General features: G+C 64.6%; 20 protein-coding genes. 15 read left to right on the forward strand and 5 right to left on the reverse strand.

The annotated features are described in order from the left end of the window. The first annotated feature begins 15 nt into the window (after positions 1-15). Genes XH85_RS30280 through XH85_RS30340 form a run of 13 tightly spaced genes read left to right on the forward strand, consistent with a single transcriptional unit; the run spans position 16 to position 13,748 of the window. Positions 16-2,919 carry a flotillin family protein gene (locus tag XH85_RS30280; RefSeq protein WP_128934752.1) on the forward strand — a complete coding sequence of 968 codons (2,904 nt, stop codon included), beginning with the start codon at positions 16-18 and terminating at the stop codon, positions 2,917-2,919. A 10-nt stretch (positions 2,920-2,929) separates the two neighbouring features. Continuing rightward, positions 2,930-3,367: an SRPBCC family protein gene (locus XH85_RS30285; protein ID WP_018318067.1), complete on the forward strand. Its 438-nt coding sequence runs from the start codon at positions 2,930-2,932 to the stop codon at positions 3,365-3,367. A gap of 2 nt (positions 3,368-3,369) precedes the next feature. Continuing rightward, complete coding sequence (locus XH85_RS30290; protein ID WP_128934753.1) at positions 3,370-3,813, forward strand: SRPBCC family protein; 444 nt, start codon at positions 3,370-3,372, stop codon at positions 3,811-3,813. Between the two features lie 2 nt (positions 3,814-3,815). Next, the gene (locus tag XH85_RS30295) at positions 3,816-4,634 is read left to right on the forward strand and encodes an FAD binding domain-containing protein (protein ID WP_128934754.1); all 819 of its coding nucleotides are present in this window, start codon (positions 3,816-3,818) and stop codon (positions 4,632-4,634) included. A 12-nt stretch (positions 4,635-4,646) separates the two neighbouring features. After that, complete coding sequence (locus tag XH85_RS30300) at positions 4,647-5,123, forward strand: (2Fe-2S)-binding protein (RefSeq protein ID WP_128934755.1); 477 nt, start codon at positions 4,647-4,649, stop codon at positions 5,121-5,123. A gap of 9 nt (positions 5,124-5,132) precedes the next feature. Continuing rightward, on the forward strand, positions 5,133-6,725 hold the full coding sequence (locus XH85_RS30305) for a xanthine dehydrogenase family protein molybdopterin-binding subunit (protein ID WP_128934756.1): 1,593 nt from the start codon (positions 5,133-5,135) through the stop codon (positions 6,723-6,725). Next, a complete protein-coding gene (locus XH85_RS30310; RefSeq protein WP_128934757.1) occupies positions 6,725-7,747 on the forward strand; it encodes a xanthine dehydrogenase family protein molybdopterin-binding subunit in 1,023 nt (340 codons plus the stop codon). The genes XH85_RS30305 and XH85_RS30310 overlap by 1 nt, the downstream gene beginning before the upstream one ends. A 10-nt stretch (positions 7,748-7,757) precedes the next feature. Next, positions 7,758-8,639, forward strand: a complete 882-nt coding sequence (locus XH85_RS30315; protein ID WP_128934758.1) for an AAA family ATPase — start codon at positions 7,758-7,760, stop codon at positions 8,637-8,639. Next, positions 8,636-9,757 carry a vWA domain-containing protein gene (locus XH85_RS30320; RefSeq protein WP_128934759.1) on the forward strand — a complete coding sequence of 374 codons (1,122 nt, stop codon included), beginning with the start codon at positions 8,636-8,638 and terminating at the stop codon, positions 9,755-9,757. The genes XH85_RS30315 and XH85_RS30320 overlap by 4 nt, the downstream gene beginning before the upstream one ends. Further along, positions 9,754-10,638, forward strand: a complete 885-nt coding sequence (locus XH85_RS30325; RefSeq protein WP_128934760.1) for an amidohydrolase family protein — start codon at positions 9,754-9,756, stop codon at positions 10,636-10,638. The genes XH85_RS30320 and XH85_RS30325 overlap by 4 nt, the downstream gene beginning before the upstream one ends. A gap of 31 nt (positions 10,639-10,669) precedes the next feature. Next, positions 10,670-11,518, forward strand: a complete 849-nt coding sequence (locus XH85_RS30330; RefSeq protein WP_128934761.1) for an MBL fold metallo-hydrolase — start codon at positions 10,670-10,672, stop codon at positions 11,516-11,518. Positions 11,519-11,540: 22 nt separating this feature from the next. Then, complete coding sequence (locus XH85_RS30335) at positions 11,541-13,115, forward strand: isochorismatase family protein (protein ID WP_128934762.1); 1,575 nt, start codon at positions 11,541-11,543, stop codon at positions 13,113-13,115. Positions 13,116-13,121: 6 nt separating this feature from the next. After that, entirely contained in the window at positions 13,122-13,748 is a 627-nt protein-coding gene (locus XH85_RS30340; protein WP_128934763.1) for an FMN-dependent NADH-azoreductase, read from the forward strand. A 24-nt stretch (positions 13,749-13,772) separates the two neighbouring features. Here the strand turns inward: XH85_RS30340 and XH85_RS30345 are convergent, their stop codons facing one another. Beyond that, the gene (locus XH85_RS30345; RefSeq protein WP_128934764.1) at positions 13,773-14,798 is read right to left on the reverse strand and encodes a glycoside hydrolase family 5 protein; all 1,026 of its coding nucleotides are present in this window, start codon (positions 14,796-14,798) and stop codon (positions 13,773-13,775) included. Further along, positions 14,795-16,105, reverse strand: coding sequence for an O-antigen ligase family protein (locus tag XH85_RS30350; protein ID WP_128934765.1), 1,311 nt, complete (start codon positions 16,103-16,105; stop codon positions 14,795-14,797). The genes XH85_RS30345 and XH85_RS30350 overlap by 4 nt, the downstream gene beginning before the upstream one ends. 228 nt (positions 16,106-16,333) lie before the next feature. Between XH85_RS30350 and XH85_RS30355 the strand changes: the two genes are divergently transcribed. Then, positions 16,334-17,470, forward strand: coding sequence for a GNAT family N-acetyltransferase (locus tag XH85_RS30355; RefSeq protein WP_128934766.1), 1,137 nt, complete (start codon positions 16,334-16,336; stop codon positions 17,468-17,470). A 29-nt stretch (positions 17,471-17,499) separates the two neighbouring features. Here XH85_RS30355 and XH85_RS30360 read toward each other — a convergent pair whose 3' ends face one another. Together XH85_RS30360 and XH85_RS30365 are read right to left on the reverse strand one after the other, a co-directional pair. Then, entirely contained in the window at positions 17,500-18,723 is a 1,224-nt protein-coding gene (locus XH85_RS30360) for an FAD-dependent oxidoreductase (RefSeq protein ID WP_128934767.1), read from the reverse strand. A 75-nt stretch (positions 18,724-18,798) separates the two neighbouring features. Then, positions 18,799-19,104 carry a hypothetical protein gene (locus tag XH85_RS30365; protein ID WP_128934768.1) on the reverse strand — a complete coding sequence of 102 codons (306 nt, stop codon included), beginning with the start codon at positions 19,102-19,104 and terminating at the stop codon, positions 18,799-18,801. 83 nt (positions 19,105-19,187) lie between these two features. On the opposite strand from XH85_RS30365, the gene XH85_RS30370 reads away from it, so the two are divergent. Then, the gene (locus XH85_RS30370; RefSeq protein WP_128934769.1) at positions 19,188-20,534 is read left to right on the forward strand and encodes a lipopolysaccharide biosynthesis protein; all 1,347 of its coding nucleotides are present in this window, start codon (positions 19,188-19,190) and stop codon (positions 20,532-20,534) included. A 53-nt stretch (positions 20,535-20,587) separates the two neighbouring features. Here XH85_RS30370 and XH85_RS30375 read toward each other — a convergent pair whose 3' ends face one another. After that, positions 20,588-22,681, reverse strand: a complete 2,094-nt coding sequence (locus tag XH85_RS30375; RefSeq protein WP_128934770.1) for a GumC family protein — start codon at positions 22,679-22,681, stop codon at positions 20,588-20,590. Between the last annotated feature and the right edge of the window lie 121 nt (positions 22,682-22,802).

Consider the following 22,802-nt stretch of genomic DNA (forward strand, 5'->3'; position numbering starts at 1 on the left):
ACGAGGGAGGGAAAGATGTCGGGGATATTGGTCGGTGAATTGATCCTCTGGCTGATCGTCGCGATCGTCGTGATCGTGGTTGGCGTCTACATCGTGAACTGGCTTTACCATCGCTCCTCCAAGGAGATTTCGTTCGTCCGCACCGGCTTCCTCGGCGAACGCGTGGTGATCAACGGCGGCGCCTTCGTGCTGCCGTTCATCCACGATTACACGCCTGTCAACATGAACGTGCTGCCGATGGGCATCGTCCGCTCCAGGCAGGACGCCGTGATCACCCGCGACCGTATGCGCGTCGACATCGAGGCCGACTTCTACGTCCGGGTGCAGCCGACCCGCGAGGCGGTCTCGATTGCGGCCGCGACGCTCGGCCGCCGCACCATGGAGCCCGAGCAGCTCCATGCGCTGCTGGCCGGCAAGTTCATCTCCGCGATCCGCTCGGTCGCCTCCGAAATGACCATGGAGGAGATGCACGAGCGGCGCGGCGACTATGTCGCACGGGTCAAGACCAACGCGGCGGAGGCGCTGGCGCAGAACGGCCTCGAGCTGGAATCGGTCGCGATCACCGATCTCGACCAGACCGACCTGGAGTTCTTCAATCCCTCGAACCGGTTCGACGCCGAAGGCCTGACCCGCCTGATGGAGGATATCGAGGCCAAGCGAAAGCTGCGCAACGACATCGAGCAGGACTCGATGATCAAGATCCGCTCGCGCAATCTGGAGGCCGAACGGCAGGCGCTCGAGATCGAGCGCGAGAGCGAGACCGCACGCCTCGAGCAGGAGCGCGACATCGAGATGCGCCGCGCCCTTCAGCGCACCGAAGTTGCCCGCGTACGCGCGCTCCGCGAGACCGAGGCCGAACAGGCGCAGATTTCCGCCCGCGAGGCCATCGAGCGCGCCCGCATCGCCAATGACCAGGCGATCGCCGAGGCCCGCATCGCCTCCGAGCGCGAGACCCGCCAGAAGGAGATCGAACGGAGTCGCACCATCGAGGAGAAGGAGCTGCTGGCACGCGAAGAGATCGAGAAGACAAGGATCGCCAACCAGCGCTCGATCGACACCAGCCGCATCGCTTCGGAGCGCGAGGTGCGCCAGCGCGAGATCGAGCGGATGCGCACGGTCGAGGAAGCCGAGATCGCCGCGCGTGAGGCGATCGAGAAGGCGCGGATCCAGCAGGACCGCGTCGTCACCGATGCCCGCATCGCCAACGAGGAAGAGACCAGGCGCCGCGAGATCGAGCGCACGCGCGCCGTGGACGAGGCCGAGATCGCCGCGCGCGAGGCAACGGAGAAGGCCCGCATTGCCCAAACCATGACGGTCAATGTCGAGCGCATCTCCTCGGACGAACGCACTCGCGCGCTCGAGATCCAGCAGGTGCGAACCATCCAGGAGGCCGAGATCGAGGCTCAGCGCGCGGTCGAAGCCGCCCGCATCGCCCGCGAGCGGACGCTCGCCGCCGAGCGCATCGCCGCCGAGCAGAACACGCGGCAACTCGAGATCGAGCGCAACCAGGCGCTGGACGTCGCCGGCATCGCCGCGCGCGAGACGACCGAGGCCACGCGCATCGCGCAGGAGGAGCGCGTGCGCTCGCTGGAGATCGCCCGCAACCGCGCCGTCGAAGAAGCCGATATCGCCTCGCGCGAGGCGATCGAGGCGGCCCGCATCGCCCAGGAGAAGGCGGTTGCGGCCGAGCGGATCCAGGCCGAGCGCGACACCCGCGCGCTCGAGATCGAGCGGACCGGCGTGCTGGAGGCGGCCGAACTGAAGCGGCGCGACGCCATCGAGCGCCAACGCATCACGGTCGATCTGGCGCTCGAGGCCGAGCGCATCAACTCCTCGAAGAAGCGCGAAGTGCTCAACATCGAGCAGAAGAAGGCGATCGAGATCGCCGATGAGGACCGCGTCATCGCGCTGTCGACCAAGAAGTCCGAGCGGATCGACGCCGACCGCCAGGTCCGTCAGGCCGAGATCGTCGCGCGCAAGGAGGTCGAGACCACCGACGTCTCGCGCGAGCAGGCGCTGGAAGCCGCCCGTATCGAGCGGCGGCGCGCCATCGAGCAGCTCGAGGTCGCTCGCGTGCAATCCTTGCAGGAAGCCGAAATCGCCTCCCGCGAGGAAGTGGAGCGCGCCCGCATCGCGTCGGATCGCGGCCTCGACGAAGCCCGCATCGGCCGCGAGCGCGAGCTGCGCAAGCTCGAAGTCAATCGCGAAAAGGACGTCGAGACGGTGCTGATGGAGAAGGCCATCGCCATCCATCAGAAGTCGCTGGAGGAGTCGGCGGCTCGCGCTGCCGCCGAGGAAGCGCGCATGCGGGCGACTGAAGCCGCCGAGCGCGTGGTCACCGCGCGCGAGAGCGAGATTGCAAAACGCCGCAAGACCGTCGAGGTGCTGCTCGCCGAGAAACAGGCCGAGGAGACCCGCATCGCCGCGGAAGCCGAGCGCGTGCGCGCCGCGGTGGAGGCCGAGGCGCAGCGCATGCTCAACGAGGCCGAGAACGTGCTCACCGACCAGGCGCGCTACTCGCTGTTCCGCAGAAAACTGCTCGACCGCATCGAAGGCATCGTGCGTGAGAGCGTCAAGCCGATGGAGAAGATCGAGGGCATCCGCATCCTCCAGGTCGATGGCCTCAACGGCAACGGACACGGAAACGGCAATGGCGGCCGCAGCGCCACCGACGAGGTGATCGATTCGGCGCTGCGCTACCGCGTCCAGGCGCCGCTGATCGACTCGATCCTGTCGGACATCGGCGTCGAGGGCGGCAGTCTTGCAAAGATGCCGGGCCTGATCCGCGAGGCCCGCGACATGCAGGGGATCAAGGATTCCGCGCGCAAGAGCGGTGGCGGCGACAAGCCGGCGGCCTCCCCGCCTGCAGCCGAAGGCGGTGAGCCACCGGCCGAGCGCGGGCCGCGAAAGAAGAGCTGAGGTCTGACCCATGGCCCGCGTCTACGTCTCAACCGTCGTCAACGCCCGCAACGACCGCGTCTGGGCGCGGGTGCGCGATTTCAACGGTCTGCCGAACTGGCATCCGGCCATCGCCGAAAGCCGGATCGAGGGCGGCGAGCCCGCCGACAAGATCGGCTGCGTCAGGGATTTCCGCCTGCGCAACGGCGACCGCATCCGCGAGAAGCTGCTGGGCCTCTCCGACTACGACATGTTCTGCACCTACTCGATCCTGGAATCCCCGATGGGTGTCGAGAACTACGTCGCAACCTTGCGGCTGACACCCGTCACCGACGGCGACCAGACCTTCATGGAATGGACCGCTGAGTTCGACTGCGCGCCGGAGCGCGAGACCGAGCTCGTCAGTAACATCGGCGGCGGCGTGTTCCAGGGCGGCTTCGATGCCCTGAAGCGCGTGTTCGGAGGTTAGCCGTGCCGCATATCGTCAAAAGCACGATCCTGAGCGCACCGACCGATGCGGTGTGGAGCGTGCTGCGCGATTTCAACGGGCACGACCGCTGGCATCCGGCGGTTGCGACCTCCTCGATCGAGCGCGCTCATGCTTCCGACAAGATCGGCTGCGTCAGGCGCTTCAAGCTCAAGGACGGCTCCGAGCTGCGCGAACAGTTGCTGGCTCTTTCCGACCTCGAACAGACCTTCAGCTATTGCCTGCTCGATACCCCGATCCCGATGTTCAATTACGTCGCCCATGTCCGCCTGCTGCCGGTGACCGATGGCGACCGTACTTTCTGGCATTGGGAATCGCGCTTCACCACGAAGCCCGAGGACAAGGACCGCATCACCCACATGGTCGCGGAAGACATCTACCAGGCGGGATTCGAGGCGATCCGCCGCCATCTGAAGGAGGCCGCCTAGCCATGGCTGTGACCGTAAAAACCTTTGCCAGCGCCGGCGAAGCGGCCGGGGCAATATCCTCGGATCGCAGCGCGCGCTATCTCGGCGGCGGCACGCTGGTGATGCGGGCGCTCAACGAGGGCGACGTCTCGATTTCGACCGTCGTCCGCGCCAGCGACCAGACGCTGACCCGGATCGATGCGTCCGGACCGCGCATCACGCTGGGCGCCGGCGTCACGTTCGCGAGAATTCTCGGCGAGCGCGACCTCGCTTTCCTGCACGCGCCCGCCCGTTCGATCGGAGGCCCTGCCGTGCGCAACATGGGCACTGTCGGCGGCAATCTGTTCGCGCCAAACCCCTATGGCGATTTCACCGTGGCGCTGCTGGCGCTCGACGCCACGGTCGCAGTGCAAGGCGGCTTCGGCGCCCGCGACATCGCGATCGAGGAGTTCCTGCAATCGCGCGAGCGGCAATCCGGCGCGCTGGTGCTCTCGGTCTCATGCACCCGGCCGGCCAGCGCTGAGGCCTTTCGCTACCGCAAGATTGCCCGCATCAAGCCGAAAGGCGGCTCGGTCATCACGCTGGCCGCACACCTGCCGGTCAGTGGCGGGCGCATTGCCGGTGCTCGCATTGCGCTCGGTTCGATGGCGCCGACCCAGATCCGCGCCAAGGCGGCGGAGCGCGCTCTCGAAGGACGCACGCTCGATGCCGCAAACATCAATGCTGCCGCCTCTGCCGCCGTCGAGGGAACATCGCCCGCCGACAATGCGCTCGGCAGCGCCTGGTATCGCCGCGAGATCGTCGGCGTCCATCTCCGCCGTTTGCTGTCCGGCCAGGAATAGACTGGGATCACCATGTCCAAGACGCCTCTGCAATTTCGTCACAACGGCCGCGACGTCGCCATCTTCGTCGATGGCGGCACCAACTTGCTGGTCGCCCTGCGCGAGCTGATCGGCGACATGACCCCGAAATTCGGCTGCGGCCAAGGCGGCTGCGGCACCTGCAGCGTGCTGATCGACGGAGAACTCCACCTCTCCTGTCTGACGCTCGCCGAGACCGTCGCCGGCCGCTCCGTCGAAACGCTCGACGGCCTCAAGCAGGGCCCGAACCTGCATCCTCTCCAGCGTGCCTTCGCCGATAATTTTGCCGCCCAGTGCGGCTATTGCACGCCGGGCATGCTGATGGCCGCAAAGGCGCTGCTCGACCGCAATCCCTCCCCGAGCCGGGCCGACGTGATCGAGGCGATCTCCGGCAACATCTGCCGCTGCACCGGCTACGAGCCGATCATCAATGCCATCCTCGTCGCCGCAGGCGGCCGGGCCAGCGCCTGAGGTCAGACCATGCTGGAACTACGCAAGGACATCTTCGCCGACGAGCGCGACGACAATCTCAATGAGATCGGCAAGGGCACACAGCGCCAGGACATGCTCGGTCACATCACGGGCACGTCGAGCTATTTTGGCGATCATAAGCTCCAGGGCATGCTGCACCTCAAGGTCGTTCGCTCGACCCAGGCCCATGCGAGGCTGCGCCACATCGATACCACGGACGCAGAACGCTCGGCCGGCGTGCGCCGGATCATTCGCGGTGCGGACGTTCCGGTCAATCTCAACACGCTGCTGAGCCTGATCAATTTCGGCAAGGACGACGAGCCGTCGCTGGCTGTCGACAAGGTCCGCTACAAGGGCGAGCCGATCCTTGCCATCGTGGCCGACAGCGAGCGTGAGGCTTTTGAGGCCATCGCAAAGGTCAGGATCGACTACGAACCGCTGCCGACCGTGTTCGACGTCGAGGATGCGCTGAAGCCCGGCGCCCCCGTGGTCAACGAGACCTATCCGAAGAACGCCTTCATCTATCACGACGTCTACGATCACCAGCGTCTGCGGTTCGGCGATGCCGACGTGGCGCTCGCGAGTGCCGACCACGTCCTCGAACAGCGCTACCAGATGTCGCCGATCGAGCACGCGCCGACGGAGACCAATGGCGCGATTGCGGCGCCCGACACCAACGGCCGCTACGTCGTCTACACGTCGACGCAAGCGCTGTTCTTCTCGGTCGACACCTGCGCCAAGATTTTGGACGTGCCGTCCAACACCTTCCACTTCATCGGCGGCACCGTCGGCGGCGGCTTCGGCGGCAAGGTGGATACCTTGACCGAGCCACTCGCGATCCTCGGCGCCATGTTGACCGGGCGTCCCGTGCGCTACGTGTTCGGTCGCGAGGAAGAGATGCAATACGGCCCGCCCCGCGGCGCCGAGCGCATCTACATCAAGGATGGGGTGATGCGCGACGGCCGTATCGTTGCGCGCAAGATCCGTGCCTATTTCGACAGCGGCGCCTATACGCGCCTCTCAAGCTACGCCGCGGTGAAATGCGCGGCGCATCTGCCGGGCCCCTACACCATCCCGAACGTTTATGGCGACGTCTACTGCGTCTTCACCAACCGCACGCCGGCGACTGCTATGCGCGGCTTCGGCGTCACCGCGATGGACTTTGCCATCGAATGCCAGATGGACAAGCTCGCAAACCTCGTCAGCATGGATCCGATGGAGTTCCGGATTCTGAACGCCTATCGCGACGGCGACATGAAGGCGCACCGGCGCGAGGCCAAGAACACGGCGCTGATCGAATGCGTTCAGGTCGCCGCCGAAAAGGCCAAATGGCCGATCCGCGACGAGTTCAGGCGCGCCTCCTCCCGCAAGGATGGCGGCGGCAGCCGCGCCGCGATCCCGCCGACGCCGACGGAGCCGCGCGCGCGGCCGGCCGCGCCCGCGCAGCAGCGCACGACCTATGACCGCGCGCCGGTGACCGCGACAAGAGAGCCGCCGCGCGAACCACCTCCGCCGACACCGCCACCTCCTCCGCCGCGCCCGGCCGCGCCCTCGCACGGCGCCACCCGCTTCTCCTCCGTCCTCGGCACCAGGAGGCGCTAATGACCAGGCATCGCGGGCGCGGCATGGCATCGATCAACTATCCCATCGGCATGAACCTCGGCGGCGATCCCAGCCAGGCGCTGGTGCATTCCAATCCCAGCGGCAAGTTCACGGTGGCCTTGTCGTCGATCGACCTCGGCCAGGGCATGAAATCGGTGACGCGGCAGATTTGCGCCGAGACGCTCGGCGTGCCTGTCGAGGACGTCTATGTCGACACGGCGGACTCCGATACCGGCCCGCATTGCATGGGCTCGTTCGCCTCGCGCGGCACGCATCGCGTCGGCAACGCCGTGATGGCCGCCGCCCGCGAAGCGCGCGGCGTGATGATGGAGGCGGCGGCCGAGGAGTTGGAAGTCAATGCGGCCGATCTCGAGACTGACGGGCGCGGCAACATCCACGTCAAAGGCGCGCCGCATCGCTCGATCTCGACCAAGGATGTCGCGATCGCCGCGCAGTTCAAGCAGGGTAAGACCATTTCGGGTCGCGGCATCTTCCTGGTCCCGCTGTCCGACGTCGACCCCGAAACCGGAGAGATGTCACCGGCAACGTGTTACGCCCATGCCTGCCTCGTCGCCGAGGTCGAGGTCGACGACGAGACCGGCGAGGTCGCGATGGTCCGGATGGACTCCGCCTATGAGCTCGGCCGCGCGCTCAACCCGCGGCTCGTCGAGCAGCAGCTGGTCGGCGGCGCCTGGATGGGCGTCAGCCACGCACTCTACGAGACTCCCGAGCCTTACTATCCCGACCCCAGCCATGGGCCGCGCGACTTCGTCGAATATCTCATGCCAGGCCCCGGCGATATTTGCCCGCACGATATCGCGGTGCTGGAACGTCCTGCTCCCGATGGTCCCTTCGGCGCCAAGGGCCCCGGCGAGATGTGCGCCAACCCGGTACTGCCGGCCGTGGCGAATGCGATCTTCAACGCAGTCGGCGTGCGCATCGACGACCTGCCGATCACGCCCGAGAAGGTGCTGCGCGCGATCAAGGCCCAGGGCGGCGCACGGCCGCAGGCGCGGCGCTAGAGGTATCGTCGTGGCGGTTCGCAGCAACATCGTCGGCATCGACAGCCCCGAGGCGCTGGAGAAAGCGCTGCGGGCGGCCTATTACCTCGCCGACAAGGGACTGGCGACCGCCGCCTATCTCGGGCTCGCACTGGGCAAGCCGCTGTTGCTGGAGGGTGCGCCGGGCGTCGGCAAGACGGAGGCCGCAAAGGCGATCGCTGCCGTGCTCGGCCGCCGCCTCATCCGCCTGCAATGCTACGAGGGCATCGACGCGTCCGCCGCGCTCTACGAGTGGAACTACCCGCGCCAGATGCTGGCGATCCGCCAGGCCGGCGACGAGAGCATCGACATCTACGGCGAGACGTTCCTGATCGAGCGGCCGATGCTGGCGGCGCTCCGCGCGCCCGATTCCACCGTGCTGCTGATCGACGAAATCGACCGCGCCGATCAGGAGTTCGAGGCCTTCCTGCTCGAATTCCTCTCCGACTTTCAGATCTCGATTCCCGAGCGCGGCACGGTGCGCGCGGCGGAGCGCCCCGTGGTCGTTCTGACATCGAACCGGACGCGCGATCTGCATGAAGCCCTGCGCCGCCGCTGCGTCTATCACTGGATCGACTATCCGACCGCGGAGCGCGAAGCACGCATCATCATGATGCGTGCCTCCAGCGTTGCCGAGGCCACGGCGCGCGCCGTCGTTGCAGCCGTCGAAAGGCTGCGGCGCGAGCCGCTCAGCAAAGCCCCAGGGATCGCCGAAGCCGTGGACTGGGCCGAGGCCGCGACGTTACTTCACAAAGGCGGCGCACGATGGCCGGACGCGTTCAAGCGCTCGATCGGCGTCGCGCTGAAGGACGAAGAAGACCTGCATTTCATCTCGCCACGGCTCGACGCCATGCTCGCGGAGGCGACCGTATGAGTACCGATCTGCAGCTTCCGCGCGCCGCACGCGTCTTCGTCGCCTTCGTCCCGCTGCTGCGCGCGAACGGCTTTGCCGTGGCGCCAGAGCAGACCACGACGTTCCTGGCAGCTATCAAGCTGCTCGGCCCTGATAGCATCGAGGATATCCGACAAGCTGCACTGGCGACGCTGGCTCCGCCGCCCGAACGTCGTGCCACCTTCGACCGGCTGTTCGATCTGCACTTCCGCGGCAGCGAGACGATTGCGCGCGATGACGAGGGCGAGGACGATGAGACGGTCCGGCTCCAGGAAGAGGGCCGCGGCGACGAGGAGCCCCTGCTCTCCGACGAGGCGAGCGAGTCCGGCCTCACCGCGACCCGGACCGAGGCCCTGGTCGAGCGCCGCTTTGGAGTGACTCCGACCATGGACGCGCTACGCCGCCTGGCGCGCGAAGCACCGCGACGTCTGCCGCGACGACGTGGTCACCGGCGCATGCGCACTCGCCGCGGACCGTTTGCCGACCTTCGCCGCACGTTGCGCGATACTGTCCGCAGCGACGGCGAGATCTTGCGGCTCGGTCACCTCAAGCGGCGGCAGCGCCCACGCAAAATATTGCTGCTGATCGATGTGTCCGGCTCGATGAAGAGTCGCACCGAAGACAACATGAAGCTCGCACATGCGCTGGTGCAGGCGGCGCCCAATGTCGAGGTCTTCACCTTCGGCACGCGGCTGACGCGCGTCACCCGTCCGTTGCGGCTGAAGCGTCGCGAGCAGGCGTTGAACGCGGCCGCCCACCTCGTCAGCGATTGGGACGGCGGCACACGCATCGGCGACGCACTGCAAGCCTTCCTCGCCGTGCCACGGTTCGGCGGCTATGCGCGCGGCGCCGCCGTAGTGATCGTCTCCGACGGGCTCGAGCGCGGCGAAGGTGACGCACTTCGCGACGCCGTCGCTAAATTGTCGCGGCGGGCCTGGCGCTTGAGCTGGCTGACGCCGCTTGCCACGAGCCCGGCCTTCCGCCCGCAGACGGAAGCGCTCATGGCCATCGAGCGCTTCGTCGATGACCTCGTGGATGGCGGTTCGAGCGCGTCGATCGTCGCGCACATTCTGGCATTGGGACGAAGGAGAGCGGCGTGAGCGATATTGTCGACGGCCATCATCACATCTGGCGGCAGGCCGACCTGGCCTGGCTGATCGGCCCCATGCAGCCGCGCATCTTCGGCCCCTATGAACCGATCCGGCGCGACTATCCGATCCAGGAATATCTCGACGACCTCAAGGGCAGCGGTGTCACCCGCTCGGTCTATGTGCAGACCAACTGGGCCAACGAGCGCTTCGAGCACGAGGCCGCCTGGGTGCAGCAGACCGCCGACGACCACGGCTGGCCACACGCGATCATCGCCTATGCCAATTTTGCCGTCGAGGACGTCCGGCCCCAGCTAGATCGCCTCAAGCGCTATCCGCTCGTGCGCGGCGTGCGCATGCAGCTGCACTGGCACGAGAACCCCCCTTACCGCTTTGCGGCCCGCGCCGATCTCTGCGCCGATCCATTGGTCCGCCGCAACATCGCGCAGCTCGCCGACTATGGCTGGAGCTTTGATTTGCAGGTGTTCACGCCGCAGATGCCGGAGGCAGCGGAGCTGGCCGAATCCTGTCCAAAGGTGAGCTTCATCCTTCAGCATGCCGGCATGTTGGAGGATCTCTCGCCGGCAGGCCGCGCCGCCTGGCGCGCCGGCGTGGCGCGCCTTGCGGCCTGCCCGAATGTGGTTTCAAAGCTCTCCGGCCTCGGCACCTTCATCCATCGCAACGATCCCGCACACATTGCCGCCGTGCTCGCCGATACAGTTGCGATCTTCGGTGCCGAGCGCTGCCTGTTCGGCTCCAATTTCCCGATCGAGAAGTTGTGGACCAGCTATCGCGAGCTCGTCGATGCGTTTCGCGCGGCGGCCGCGCCGTTGAGCTCGGCGCAGCAGGACGCGATCTTCAGGACCACTGCGACGCGCGTTTATCGGCTTTGATAGACAAGAAACAGATGAGGGAGGGCAACGAATGGCGCTGGAGATCAAGATCCTGGACTATGGCGACATCGAGCTGGAATCGAGCTTCCTGGTGCTCGGCCGCGATTGCGGCCGCACGCGCCGCGTCCTCACCCTGGGCTTCCTGATCCTCGGCGGTCCCTATCCGGTCGTGGTCGACACCGGCTATCGCTCCAACCAGATCATGGAAACGCTGGGCATGCGCGGCCTGCAATATCATGAAAACATGATCGAGAACCAGCTTGCCCGCCACGGCGTACGCATGGGCGACGTCCGCTTCGTCTGCCATACGCATCTGCATATCGACCATGCCGGTAAGGACGATCTGTTCCCGATGAACACGACCGTCGTCCTCAACCGCAGGGAGCTCGAATATTCCGTCTCCGGCCTGATGCATCCGCAATATCCGGCACCCGACATCAAGCACCTGATCGACCGCCTACACACCAAGAGCGCGCTGCGCTTTCTGGATCTCGAGGTCACCGGCCCGATCGAGCTGATGCCCGGCGTCTATTGCGATGCCGCCAACGCCCATACCGAGGGCTCGATGAACATCATCGTTCACACCGCCGACGGCATCGCCACCATTTGTGGCGACGTGATCTACGACTTCAACGACCAGATCGTCACGCCCTTCAACGAGATCCACGATTGGGAACCGCGCACCACCGGCAACCACGGCACCAGCAAGCGCGCGGAGAAGGCGGCGATCAAGAAGCTGCTCAGCAATTCGCGCTATCTGCTGCCGGTGCACGATCGCCCCGCCAAGATCGAAGGCGGCAATGTCGTCGGGCGGCTGCACGACCAGGTCCCCGGACCGATCGTGCAGTCCCTGCCCCAACGCAACTGGTTCCCGGCTTGACGTGACCTGAGGATATCGACCGATGACGCACGTCACCTTGCGCTCCGAATTCGAGACCCTGATCGACCCGTACGCGCCCGTCGCGCAAGTCGGCACCGGCTTCGACTTCACGGAAGGACCGGTCTGGCATCCGGTCGATCACTACCTCCTGTTCTCGGATATGCCGGGCGACGTGCGGCGGCGCTGGGATGCGCGGCGTGGTGTCGTGGAGGTCAAGCGTCCCTCGAACAAGTGCAATGGCCTGACCTATGATGCCGAGCTCAATTTGATCGTCTGCGAGCATGCGACGTCGTCGCTGGTCCGCGAGCGGCCGGACGGGCGGCGGGAGGTGCTGGCTTCGCACTTTGGGGGACAGGAGCTCAATAGCCCGAACGATGTCTGCGTCCACTCTTCTGGCGCGATCTATTTCTCCGATCCCTGGTATGGCCGCATGCCGATCTATGGCGTCGAGCGGCCACGCCAGCTCGGCTTTCAGGGCGTCTATCGCGTCGTGCCCGGCGGCGAGCCGAAGCTCGTCGTCGACCGCAACCTGTTCGATCAGCCGAACGGACTGTGCTTCTCGCCGGACGAGAAGCTGCTCTATGTCAATGACACCGTGCAGGCGCTGATCCGCGTCTTTGACGTCGATAGTGACGGCTCACTGTCGAACGCACGCGCGTTCGCGAGCGGCATCCGCTCCGAGCTCGAGCCGGGCGTGCCCGACGGCATGAAGTGCGACCAGCACGGCAATGTCTGGGTCACCGCGCCCGGCGGCGTCTGGGTCTATTCGCCGCGCGGCGAGCTGCTCGGCAAGGTCCGCGTGCCGGAGCTCGTCGCCAACCTCGCCTGGGGCGGTCCGGACTTCCGCACGCTGTATCTGACCTCGACCCATTCGGTCTATGCGATCCCGACCAAGGTCGGCCCGCGGCATGAGCCCTATATGAGCGGCCGGCGAAGCGGCGGCGGCGCGGCGCCAAGCTCCGCGCCAGCGGCACCCATCCTCGCCGAGGGCGAGATGCGGCTCGATCCGCAGCGTTGCGCGATGATCATCCAGGACCTCCAGAACGACGTCATCATGGACGCCGGCGCCTTCGCCGAATCCGGCGCCCCCGGGCATGCGCGGCAACAGCACGTGGTTGACAACGTCCGCCGCCTCGCCGAGACCGCGCGTGCCCGCGGCGTCGCCATCATCCATGTCTGGTTCATCGTCGAACCCGGCGCGCCCGGCGTCACGTTGAATGCGCCGTTGTTCGAGGGCCTCGTCGACAGCAAGGCGATGGTGCGCGGAAGCTGGGGTGCGGCGCCGGTATCGGGCCTCGAGCCGCGGCCCGGCGACTTCGTCGTCGAGAAGATGCGCATGAGCGCGTGGGAGGGCACGCGGCTGGAGACGATCCTGAAAGCGACGGGGCGCGACATGATCATCAATACTGGTGCCTGGACCAACATGTCGGTCGAACACACCGCGCGCACCGGCGCCGACAAGGGCTATTTCATGATCGTGCCCGAGGATTGCTGCTCGACCATGAACGCCGACTGGCACAACGCCTCGATCAACTTTGCCATGCAGAACGTCGCGGTCGTGACCAGGGCGGATACGGTCATCAGGGCGCTGGGATGACGCGCGGTGCCGAAGCTCCTGCACCTCTCCTGCTCGCCCCGCCCCGACTCGGAATCGAGTGCCGGCGCGCTAGTCTTCATTGAGCACTTTCGTCAGGCGCATCCCGATTGGGACATCGACGTCATGGATCTCTGGCGCGAGCAGATGCCTGAGTTCGCTGGCCCCATCCTCGAAGCCAAATACGCACGCATGAACGGCCATCGCTTCAACGATCCTCAACGCGACAGGTTTGCCGAGGCCGAGCCCATGGCGCTGCGCTTTTCACTCGCCGATCGCGTGTTGATCTCGACGCCGATGTGGAACTTCGGCATCCCCTACAAGCTGAAGCAGTTCATCGACATCATCGTCCAGCCCGGGCTCACCTTTCGTTTCGATCCGTCGCAGGGATATATCCCGCTGCTGAAGGACCGGCCGACACTGGTGGTCCTCGCCAGCGGCAGCGACTTTTCCACCGGCATGAACCGCGGCCGTATCGACATGGCGACGCCCTACTTGCGCGAAATCCTGCGCTTCATTGGCATCAATGATGTCCGTTTCGTCGCGATCGGGCCGACCATCGGGCCGCGGCAATCGCTTGAAGCCGCCCGAGAACGGGCCTCTAAACGCCTCGCTGCAATGGCTGCGAATTTCTGATGCCGTTGCGAACGAACCGCCGCTTCAATGCGGCGGCGGGATCAAGGCGCGCAGGATGCCCGGCTTCCAGGCCTGACGCGCACTGTCGAAGGCCGCAAAATCATGGTCGAACTGCCAATAGGCCCATGACCAGCCAAGTCTGTCGGCGCTTCTCGCCATGAAGGAGAGGTATCGCAAGCGACTGTCGGACGGCGCGCGCTCATACACCCCGAATTCGCCGAGATAGATGGGGCGCTTCTCTCTATCCGCCCAGAGACTCATCTTCCTGAAATCGGCGGCGGCTTTCGCTTCGTCATCCGGAGTGCCCCAATCCAGGGGACCTATTTTCGAGAAAGTTGCAGACCATGGCGCACCTTGGTGCGTGAACCGTATGGGCGCGTAGTAGTGAAACGTGACAATGAGGTTCCTGTCCTCGGCCGGCAGAACCAGCTCGTCGACAGTAATATCATCCGTGTTGAGAACGGCGGCAATGACCGGCCGCTCTGGGTTGGTGCGGCGGATGATGCCGAGACACTCGTTGAGCAGTGAATTCCAGCTGGCGGACGTCATGTGCCCACCAGGCTCATTCAGGACCTCGAAGACGAGCGTGGGGTACTTCCCGGCATAGCGCTCGGATATCTGCCGCCAGAACGACTTGAGCTTCTCAGTGCATCCGGCAACGTCGCTTTGGCAAATGTGCGTGTCATGCTCGTCGACGACAGGAATGAGGCCCTTCGCGAGGACCTCCTCGATGACGGCATCGAGCCGCCTCAGGACGATCTCATCCAGGACATTCTCCGGGCTCATGAACTTGAAGCCGAAGAAATTGATCCTGACGTGCGAGAACCCGGCCTTCTTGATCGTCGTCAAATTGTCCAGACGGAACGGCGCGTTCTGGCCGCCTTCCCAGATTCCATCGTAGCCGAGAATATTGATACCGCGCCCCAGTCTCGGCACATCGCGGGAATTGGCCCGCTCGGCTCCGTGGACCTCGGAGAAGAGCGATGCAGCGAAGAGTGTCGTTGCCGCCAGCATGACGCTCCCCGGCCGCCGAGCGCGCATGACGGTCATCTTGCGTCCATTTGCAAGGACTGGAAGTCGGCCTGTGGCATCGACCTGCACGTCGCAAAGAAGAACGAGACGAGCAGCACCGACGTGAACATCGTCGAACGGAGGAATGTCGTCTCCGTAAAATTGGTCTGAAAGCTGAGCACGACAAATCCAATGATGAGAGCGCAGTGCGAACGATCGATGGATCTGGTCGAAATCAGATCGAGAATCTTGCTCGAGAACAGAACAACACTCGCAGCGAAAAGCACATATCCCAGAAACCCTGTTTCCATCAGGATCGCGATGTAGCCGCTGTGATAATTGTCCAGCACCCAGCCGTGGTTCTGTTCGAAATAATCGTAGATCGACGGGACCGTCCAAAAGCCGTTGATCCCGAAGCCGAACAACGGCGCATCGTCGAAATGGCTGATGGCGTAGTGCCAGATGAACGTTCGCTCGGTGAAATCGATGGTCGCATCGCCGACATGGATGGCGTCATAGCCCGTCACGTAAAAATAGAGAAACAGGATCCCGGCCAGGATGCACATGACGAACGGCAGGACCGCATAGACCCTCATGCAGCCGACCGACCACATCGAGGTCACGAGCAGTGCACAGGCCGCCAGGGCAACAGCGCCGGCACCGCGCGATTCCGACGCGAGGACGCAGGTTGAGGCCAGCAGAAACACGACGAGGAACGTCGGCCACCCCTGCCCCTTCATCTTAAGATAACAGGCAAAAAACATCAGATACGCGCCGACGAAGCCGAGCGTCTGCTTCGATTCATAGACGCCCTGCCATTGGCCGCTGTGCATCCAGGTTTGGTCTATCCCAATATCGGGCACGGCAAGCGCACAGAAGGCCGATGCGGCGACCAATATGAACAGGCCAAGGGCCGTGGCCTTCACAATCTCGTCCATCTCGAGGCGCGTGACGAGACAGAATGCGCCGAAGGTCGTCATGGCAAGCGCCGCACTCTTCATGAGCGCTGCCGCGCTCAGGCTCGACCAGAACACGGAGATGACGGCGAAGGTGTAGAATGCGAGCAGCGCGATCAAATCGGGATTGAACTGCAAGCGCAGGCGCGGGCGCACGAATGCGCTTGCGTAGATGAGGACGCCCCACATCAGGAGCGCCACGGCCTGTTGCACAAAGCTCAGCTCCGGCGGCAGGAGCGCGGCGTTGAAGATGCCCATTGACGCGACCACATTGACGGTGATCGAACTGCTGATTGCAATTCTGGCAATCTTCTCAACGCCAACACTGCGCGTCTCCCAGAACGCGCTCTCGAGTGCTCCGGAATCCACCTCGGTCTGCAGGCTGGCCATGAACCGACCTTCCTTAAGCGCGGTTAATAATTTGCTAGCGCGGGTCGATCTCCGGCGTTCCCAGCCCACACGATGCCGGAGTTTAAGAATTTGGTAACGATAAGAGACCGGGCGCGGCGCATTAATGCAAATCGCACCCCGCCGGTGTCTCGCCCGTAACGACCCTGCTATAAAGCGCGGATCGAGCTCGATCGAATTTCACGAATTATCTGGTTTCCTTGGTTGCGCATGAACAGATCCAGCAGCACGTTCGATATCGCCATCGAGCAGGCGTTCGACCTTCTCTCTCCGGAATACGCAGAACTGTTCGACAATTCCGCCGCCACCGCGTTCCAGCACCCACTCTGGCTGCACAGCCTCTACACCAGGCTGGCGTCTCATGCGGGGGCAACCCCTCTGATTGTCGTGGTCCGTCACCGCACGACGCGTGCCCTTGCAATGGTGCTGCCCCTGCTGCGGATCCGGCGTGGTCCGATACGGACCGTGGAATTCGCCGACCTCCGCGTCTCCGACTATCTGGCGCCGGTTTGCAGCCCGACAATATTCTCCCAACTGCTCGCGGACGAGAGCGCATGCGCGGAGCTTCGAGGCCTCCTCCACCCGTTCGACCTGCTCCGCATGACCAAGATTCCAGACGGACGGCTTCCGATCGAGAACCTGCTGGCTGCGCCCCGCCGCGTCTCGATGGACACCAATGCCTACGCGACCGTCCTCATCGCGCCGTTCGAGCAGTGGCGGGCCAGTGCGATGGATCGCTCCTATCAGAAGGAGCTCGCGAAGAAATATCGTCAGCTCCAGAAGAAGGGCGCTTTGAGCTTCTCGTGCTGCAACGACACCGCCTCCACGCTTGACGCGCTGGAGGTAATGAAGAAATTTCGCGGTCCCCGATTTCAGTCACAAGGCGACGGCGACCTGCTCCAGCGCCCCGAATATTTCGACTTCTATTCCGAGGTGGCGCTTCGCGGCCTCGGCTCCTTTGTGCGGCTCTATGCCATGAAGATGGACGGCGACGTGATCGCCGCCGTGCTGGGATTGTGCCACCGCGGCACCTACCATGTCATCATGAGCGCGTTCGACATTGCGGGATACAAGAGCCAGTCCCTGGGGGCGCTGATGTTCGAGCAGGTGGCGAGGGATTGCATCGAGCGCGGGGACCAGATGCTCGACTTCACCATAGGTGACGAGCCGTACAAGAAACTGTTCGGCGGGCAGCCATCGCCGATGTGGGCGGTCACGCAGGCCGGCAGCACCGCAGGCGCCGTCGCGTTGTTCGCACTGAAGCAGGCTCCCTGGCTCAAACTGGCCGTCAAGCGCATGTCGGAGTTCAGGCTCCTGCCGCCCCGCACCTCAACGCCGACGCGCTGACGAGCGCGAGGCGCCGACGGTCGCGGCAGTCACGCACGAAGTGCGCTGCGGACATGCGCGAGCCAGCCTGGCCGCATTTGATCGACCCGATGGGTGATACTGCGTCGCAGGAAGTGCAACCGCCGCCGTACATCCCAGCCGATATCGTCGCGCGAGGTCAGGGCCTGGCGGAATCGCGCCATCTTCAGTGACTGCTGGTCTGCCGCGATCTTGTCGCGATCGGCGTAGAATTCCGAGATCTTCTCCCGGCTCATGCCGGGAGTCATGAGCCACCGCGGCGCATATTCGGTGCAAAGACGCTCGACGTCCACCAGCAGGCGCGCGACGCCGGTGCCGGCGGCAGGACAGTTGGTCTGGAACGCGTCACCGATGAGCACGACACCAGGCTGAAGGTGCCCCTCGACGACGGAGAGGTCCATCACCCAGTTCCGTATCCGGTCGACCACGCGAAAATCGCCGAGATAAGTCTGCAATCCCGGCAGAAGGCGCAGAACCGTCGCTTCCGTCTCGCGACGCAGATCGCGCATGATCGGATCGGCCGGGTCGCGGAACATGAAGAGGTTCGCCCTCATGCCCGCGCGTATCGGAAACAGGCTGAGGTAGTCGACGCCATCAGCGGTGCGTTCGCCGTAACAGGTCAGCGCCTTGAAATCGAACGGCGCGCCATCACGGCGGGCGATCGTGAAGCCGAACGAGACCGAGTGACCCGCGGCCAGCACGCGCCGCCTGATGCCGAGTTTGTAGCCGAGAACTCCTGCCATGCCCGTGGCCAGAACGATGAGGCGCGCAGTGACGCGCCGTCCGGAGGCAAGCTCGAGATGCTGGACGTCGTCGCTACAGCTGATCGCAGTGACCTCGTCGACGATCAGGCTGGATGGATCAGGTAACTGGCTGCGCGCCATGGCAACGAGATCGGCATAGGGAAGGCCATAAGCCTGGCCGACGCTGACATCGACCACCTTGCCTTCCCTGATGTTGAGCACGCGATCGTATGGACAGGCGGCGCTTTCGAGACCACGGATGAAGCCCAGCCTGCGGAACGCCTCCAGCTGGTGGCCTCCGATCTTTTCGACCCGGAATTCGTCCGGATAGACCGCGCGCTTATCCACCAGAACAACGCGATGCCCTGCCCGCGCAAGAACGGCTGCCGCCAGCGATCCCGCAAGGCCGCCGCCGACGATCGCAATGTCCGTCGCGATCCTCACGCCCCCGGCAGCGGCGATCGGCTCGCTCACGGTTCTGTCCGTCGTCATATCCAGGCTCCCACGGTTAACGTGGCTCCATTTGCAATTTTCTCGCCTGATGTCGCATCGCAAGGCCAAACGCGATCATTTCCGCAGATCGAGGTTAATGAAGGGAGGACCGACCTGGAGCTGCGATGTCCCGGCACGAGCTTTGCTCAGGAGACTCTGCAAAGTCCGCGTTTTGGGCAGATCGGCGGCCATTCCGGCGAGCCATTCCGCATTCAAACGGCTGATCGTGCTGTCTTCGGCCGTCGATGCGGCCCTATGCCGCCATTCGGCCGAGCTGGGCTTTGCTCTATGTGGGACAATGGAGACGGCGATGTACCACCGTGAAGCAACTGACCTGGCCGCGACGTCGTCGTGGCCGGCAAGATCCTCGAGGCCGCTCATTAACACTCGCGGTTTTTCGGCATGCTAGGCTGGCGCCGGTATCGGCACGTAGCTCTTCCGGGGAGAGTTGCTCCTTAACGTTCATGATCGAATCCATCATCCAGTTCATGCGGCGCGACGTGACGCGCGGTGTCGTCGGAACCATCCTTCTCAAGGTTGGTAGCGGCGCACTTGCGTTTGCATTATTCTCGCTTGCGGCACGAACGATGTCGCCCGATGGCTTCGGCATCTTTGCGACCTGGCTTTCAGTCGCCCAGATCGCATCGGTCGTGGGCCTGGTCGGCCAGGAATCGCTCCTCGTACGCTTCCTGAATGAGTATCAGGTGGGAAATCGGCCCGACCTCACCAAGGGCGTGCTGCTGTCGAGCCTGAAGCTTTCCTCCGTCGCGATGCTGGTTGTGATCGGTGCAATCGCGATCGCGGCGAACGTGAAGGGCGACTGGTGGCTGCTGATCCTCGCCGTGTCCGCCTACACCGCCGTGAATGCAGGTGTGATGCTCGGCAGCCAGGTTGCGCGCTCGCTGGTCAGCATCCTCATGGGGGAGGGAAACAGGGAGTTCTTCTGGCGGGTCGGCGTCGTCCTGTTTCTGCTCGCAATCATGTTCGGCCATCGCCAACTCGACCCCGCCGAATTGTTCGCGGTGATGACGATCGCGATGTCGGTTGGCCTGGTCGCGCAGGTCGTTTCGATCGCGCGAGCTCTGCCGGATCTCCGCGGCACGGCGGCGCAGTCCGAGACGAGCCGCTGGAGATCGAGCGCGCTTCATTTCTGGATCGCCTCCGTCCTCGAAGCCGCAAACCAGTATTTCGACGTCATTCTGGTTTACTGGATGCTGGATCCCGCGACCGCCGGCATCTATTTCGCCGCCTCGCGCCTTGCCAACATCTTCGCCATGTTGTCGGCCGCGCTGTACAGTTTCGGGGCGCGCCGGCTTCCTTCGCTGCACTTCAGCAAGAACCTTCAGGAATTCGAGCGGACGTTGCAGCTGATGGCGGAAGTGACCGCGCTTTGCGTGGTCAGCGGGCTCTTCCTGGTCTGGATTGGCGGCCCCCATCTTCTCAACCTGTTCGGACCCCACTTCGCCGCACAGCATTGGGTCCTGATCGTGCTCGCGATCGGAACGGCGTTTCAGGCAGCGGGCGGTCCCTCTGCGGCGATATTGCAGCTCACCGGCCATGAGCGCATCTATGTCCCCGTCGTCGCGGCAAACGTGGCGTTGCGGCTGGTCGGATTTCTCGTGCTGATTCCCTGGCTCGGCGTGCTTGGCGCAGCGATATCGGCCACGGTGTCGCTGGCGCTTGCGACCATCGCGCTCAACGTTCTCTGTCGCAGGCGAACCGGGGTTGATCCTTCAATTCTCGTGCTCTTGCGCTTCGGTGGATCGAAACGCGGCACCTATGCAGTCGGCGGCGCCGACGCGGGCGACTAGGCTCCGGTTCAACCGCGGCAGGCACGGCTCGGCCGCGCGTCGCCGAACGACCGTCAACCAGCCAGGCCGAGCGCTTCAGCCCGACGTTGAGCCGACGACGGGTCTGCCGGCACACGATTCACGACGATCCCGGTCGGCACGCCGCCAAAGCGTGAGAGCGCGGCCGTCACCCTGCGCATTGCGGCTGAATCGATTGCGTCTTCGCGGGCGACCAGGATGACGAGATCAGCATGAGCGGCCAGAGCAGCCGCTTCCGGCTGCAAGGCCAGAGAGGTGGCATGGACGACGATCAGATCGAACTCCGAACGGATGTCGTCTGCGGGCGACGATTCGGGCCCCTTGCCGACGTTCAGAAGCTCGTCGATGCTGCGAAAATCCGCCGCGGTCGCGCCATCCGCCGGCGCCTTGGCGAGGCTGGTCCCGGCACCACCGAGATCCGGCTCGACCCGGATCAGGACGCTCAGCTTTCCCCCGTTCAGCGCCCACCGATTCAGCGACCGCGCGACCGTGTTGCCGCCGGCCCGTTTCCCGACCGACATCACAAGCGCAACCTTGCCCCGGCCTTCCGGCAATTTCTCCAGCATGTCGAGCAGCGGACGCAGATGCGGACCGAGATTTAGTTCACTCGTCGCAGACACCGGGCTTTGCCAGATGTTTCTCGGGACCTCGCCAGGTGGCAGGTCGGGAACGCGGGCCCACACGGGCGGACGTGACCACGCCCCGGGCTGGCGCGGAGCCGGATCGGGGGCGCGAACGTCCGGAGCGGATTTGTCCGATCTGCGTCCCGTTGCCGCCACGACCGCCGTCGATGTCAGCAGCGAACCGATCGCGAGCGCAGCGAGCAGCAAAGACAGCGGCGGAAGGGTCGAGCGAAGCGGCGGAATGGCGGGCGAGGCGACCTTGGTCTGAGAACTCTGCAACAGGCGCTGTTCATTCGTCGTCTTGGACCGCGAGAGGAACTGCTCGTAGATGTTTCTGTTGGCCTCAGCGTCGCGCTGCAACTCCTGGAGCCGGACCAGGGCCTGACCGTCGACCAGGAGCTGCGATTCAGCAGCCTTCATCTGACCTTCCAGAGCCTTCTGCTGATCGCGCTGCGCCTCATATTCCGACTTCGCGGTGTCGATACTCTTGGTCCGCTCGATCTCGATCTGCCTGTTCAGATCGTTCAGCTGGCCGTACGACATCACGAGATCGGGATGGCGATCACCGAGCACCGCCCGCTTCTGCGCGATTTGATCATTGAGGGCCGACCGCTGGGCTCGCAACGCGCTTAGGAGATCCTGCTTGACGGGGCCCTCGACCTTCGCCTTCACGTCGCGCTGCGCCTGCTCGTAACGGGCTTTGGCCTCCTCGGTCCGCGCGCGCGCAGCTGCCACCTGCTGCGACAGCTCGGTCACCCGCAATTGCTGGGTCGTGGCGTCCTTGCCGGCGTTGACGATCCTATGCTCGAGCTTGAATGTGGCAACGGCGTCCTCCGACGCCTTCAACCGGTCGCTCAGTGTTTTGAGCCGGCTGCCGAGCCAGTCGGCAGCCTCGTCGGTCGCCTCGGTGCGAATGCGGCTCTGTCTGGCGACGAACGCCTCGGCAATGGCGTTGGCATAGTAGGCAGCCCGCTCCGGCCGGTTCGAGGTGAAGCGGATGGCGATGACATAGGTCAGCCCGCGACGGGAAATGTCGAGACGGTTGCGGAAGCGCTCGAGCAGGCGCGCGGGGGCGGTGTAGCCGCCGGAAATGTCTTCGTCATCGCGGACCTTGAGCTGCTCGATCAACGGCTCGAGAAAGCCGTCGGACTTCGCCACTTCGACCAGGCTTTGCAGCGCGGCGCTATCCTGCCCTATGCCCGGCAAAACGTCCTGCTCCGTGGTCACGCGCTGCTCGCGGGGATCGACGACGACCAGCGCGGTCGCTGCGAACCGGACCGGAAGCACCAGGAGAACGACGGCGCCAAGCGCGAAGATCGCAAGCGCGAGCGTCAAGATCCGCCGAGCGTTTTCGCGAAGGAAGGAGAGCGCACCGGCGGCAGTGAACACACCGCCAAAGCGTGCAGCGGCACCGGCAGCCTCAGCGCTCGACGAATTCCGGCTCCACGACGCGGCAACGCCGGTCGATCCGGAACTTGTCGGGTCTGCGCGGCGACCGAACGTCATGGACTCTACTCGGATTCAACTGGCGAACACTGTTCAGTGGCCAGCTCCACCGTAAATATCTATGGTTAATCCGCGGTTACCCGACCCTCGCGCGACCATGGCCAATTGGTTAACGCGGTCG

Origin of the sequence: Bradyrhizobium zhanjiangense (assembly GCF_004114935.1) — a bacterium.
GTDB lineage: Bacteria > Pseudomonadota > Alphaproteobacteria > Rhizobiales > Xanthobacteraceae > Bradyrhizobium > Bradyrhizobium zhanjiangense.

Coding starts and splice junctions, on each gene's coding strand:
- XH85_RS30320 (WP_128934759.1), top strand. CDS start 8,636: ATGAGTACCGATCTGCAGCTTCCGCGCGCCGCACGCGTCTTCGTCGCC.
- XH85_RS30375 (WP_128934770.1), bottom strand. CDS start 22,681: ATGACGTTCGGTCGCCGCGCAGACCCGACAAGTTCCGGATCGACCGGC.
- XH85_RS30335 (WP_128934762.1), top strand. CDS start 11,541: ATGACGCACGTCACCTTGCGCTCCGAATTCGAGACCCTGATCGACCCG.
- XH85_RS30285 (WP_018318067.1), top strand. CDS start 2,930: ATGGCCCGCGTCTACGTCTCAACCGTCGTCAACGCCCGCAACGACCGC.
- XH85_RS30295 (WP_128934754.1), top strand. CDS start 3,816: ATGGCTGTGACCGTAAAAACCTTTGCCAGCGCCGGCGAAGCGGCCGGG.
- XH85_RS30355 (WP_128934766.1), top strand. CDS start 16,334: ATGAACAGATCCAGCAGCACGTTCGATATCGCCATCGAGCAGGCGTTC.
- XH85_RS30310 (WP_128934757.1), top strand. CDS start 6,725: ATGACCAGGCATCGCGGGCGCGGCATGGCATCGATCAACTATCCCATC.
- XH85_RS30300 (WP_128934755.1), top strand. CDS start 4,647: ATGTCCAAGACGCCTCTGCAATTTCGTCACAACGGCCGCGACGTCGCC.
- XH85_RS30330 (WP_128934761.1), top strand. CDS start 10,670: ATGGCGCTGGAGATCAAGATCCTGGACTATGGCGACATCGAGCTGGAA.
- XH85_RS30280 (WP_128934752.1), top strand. CDS start 16: ATGTCGGGGATATTGGTCGGTGAATTGATCCTCTGGCTGATCGTCGCG.
- XH85_RS30350 (WP_128934765.1), bottom strand. CDS start 16,105: ATGGCCAGCCTGCAGACCGAGGTGGATTCCGGAGCACTCGAGAGCGCG.
- XH85_RS30305 (WP_128934756.1), top strand. CDS start 5,133: ATGCTGGAACTACGCAAGGACATCTTCGCCGACGAGCGCGACGACAAT.
- XH85_RS30360 (WP_128934767.1), bottom strand. CDS start 18,723: ATGACGACGGACAGAACCGTGAGCGAGCCGATCGCCGCTGCCGGGGGC.
- XH85_RS30345 (WP_128934764.1), bottom strand. CDS start 14,798: ATGACCGTCATGCGCGCTCGGCGGCCGGGGAGCGTCATGCTGGCGGCA.
- XH85_RS30365 (WP_128934768.1), bottom strand. CDS start 19,104: ATGAGCGGCCTCGAGGATCTTGCCGGCCACGACGACGTCGCGGCCAGG.
- XH85_RS30370 (WP_128934769.1), top strand. CDS start 19,188: ATGATCGAATCCATCATCCAGTTCATGCGGCGCGACGTGACGCGCGGT.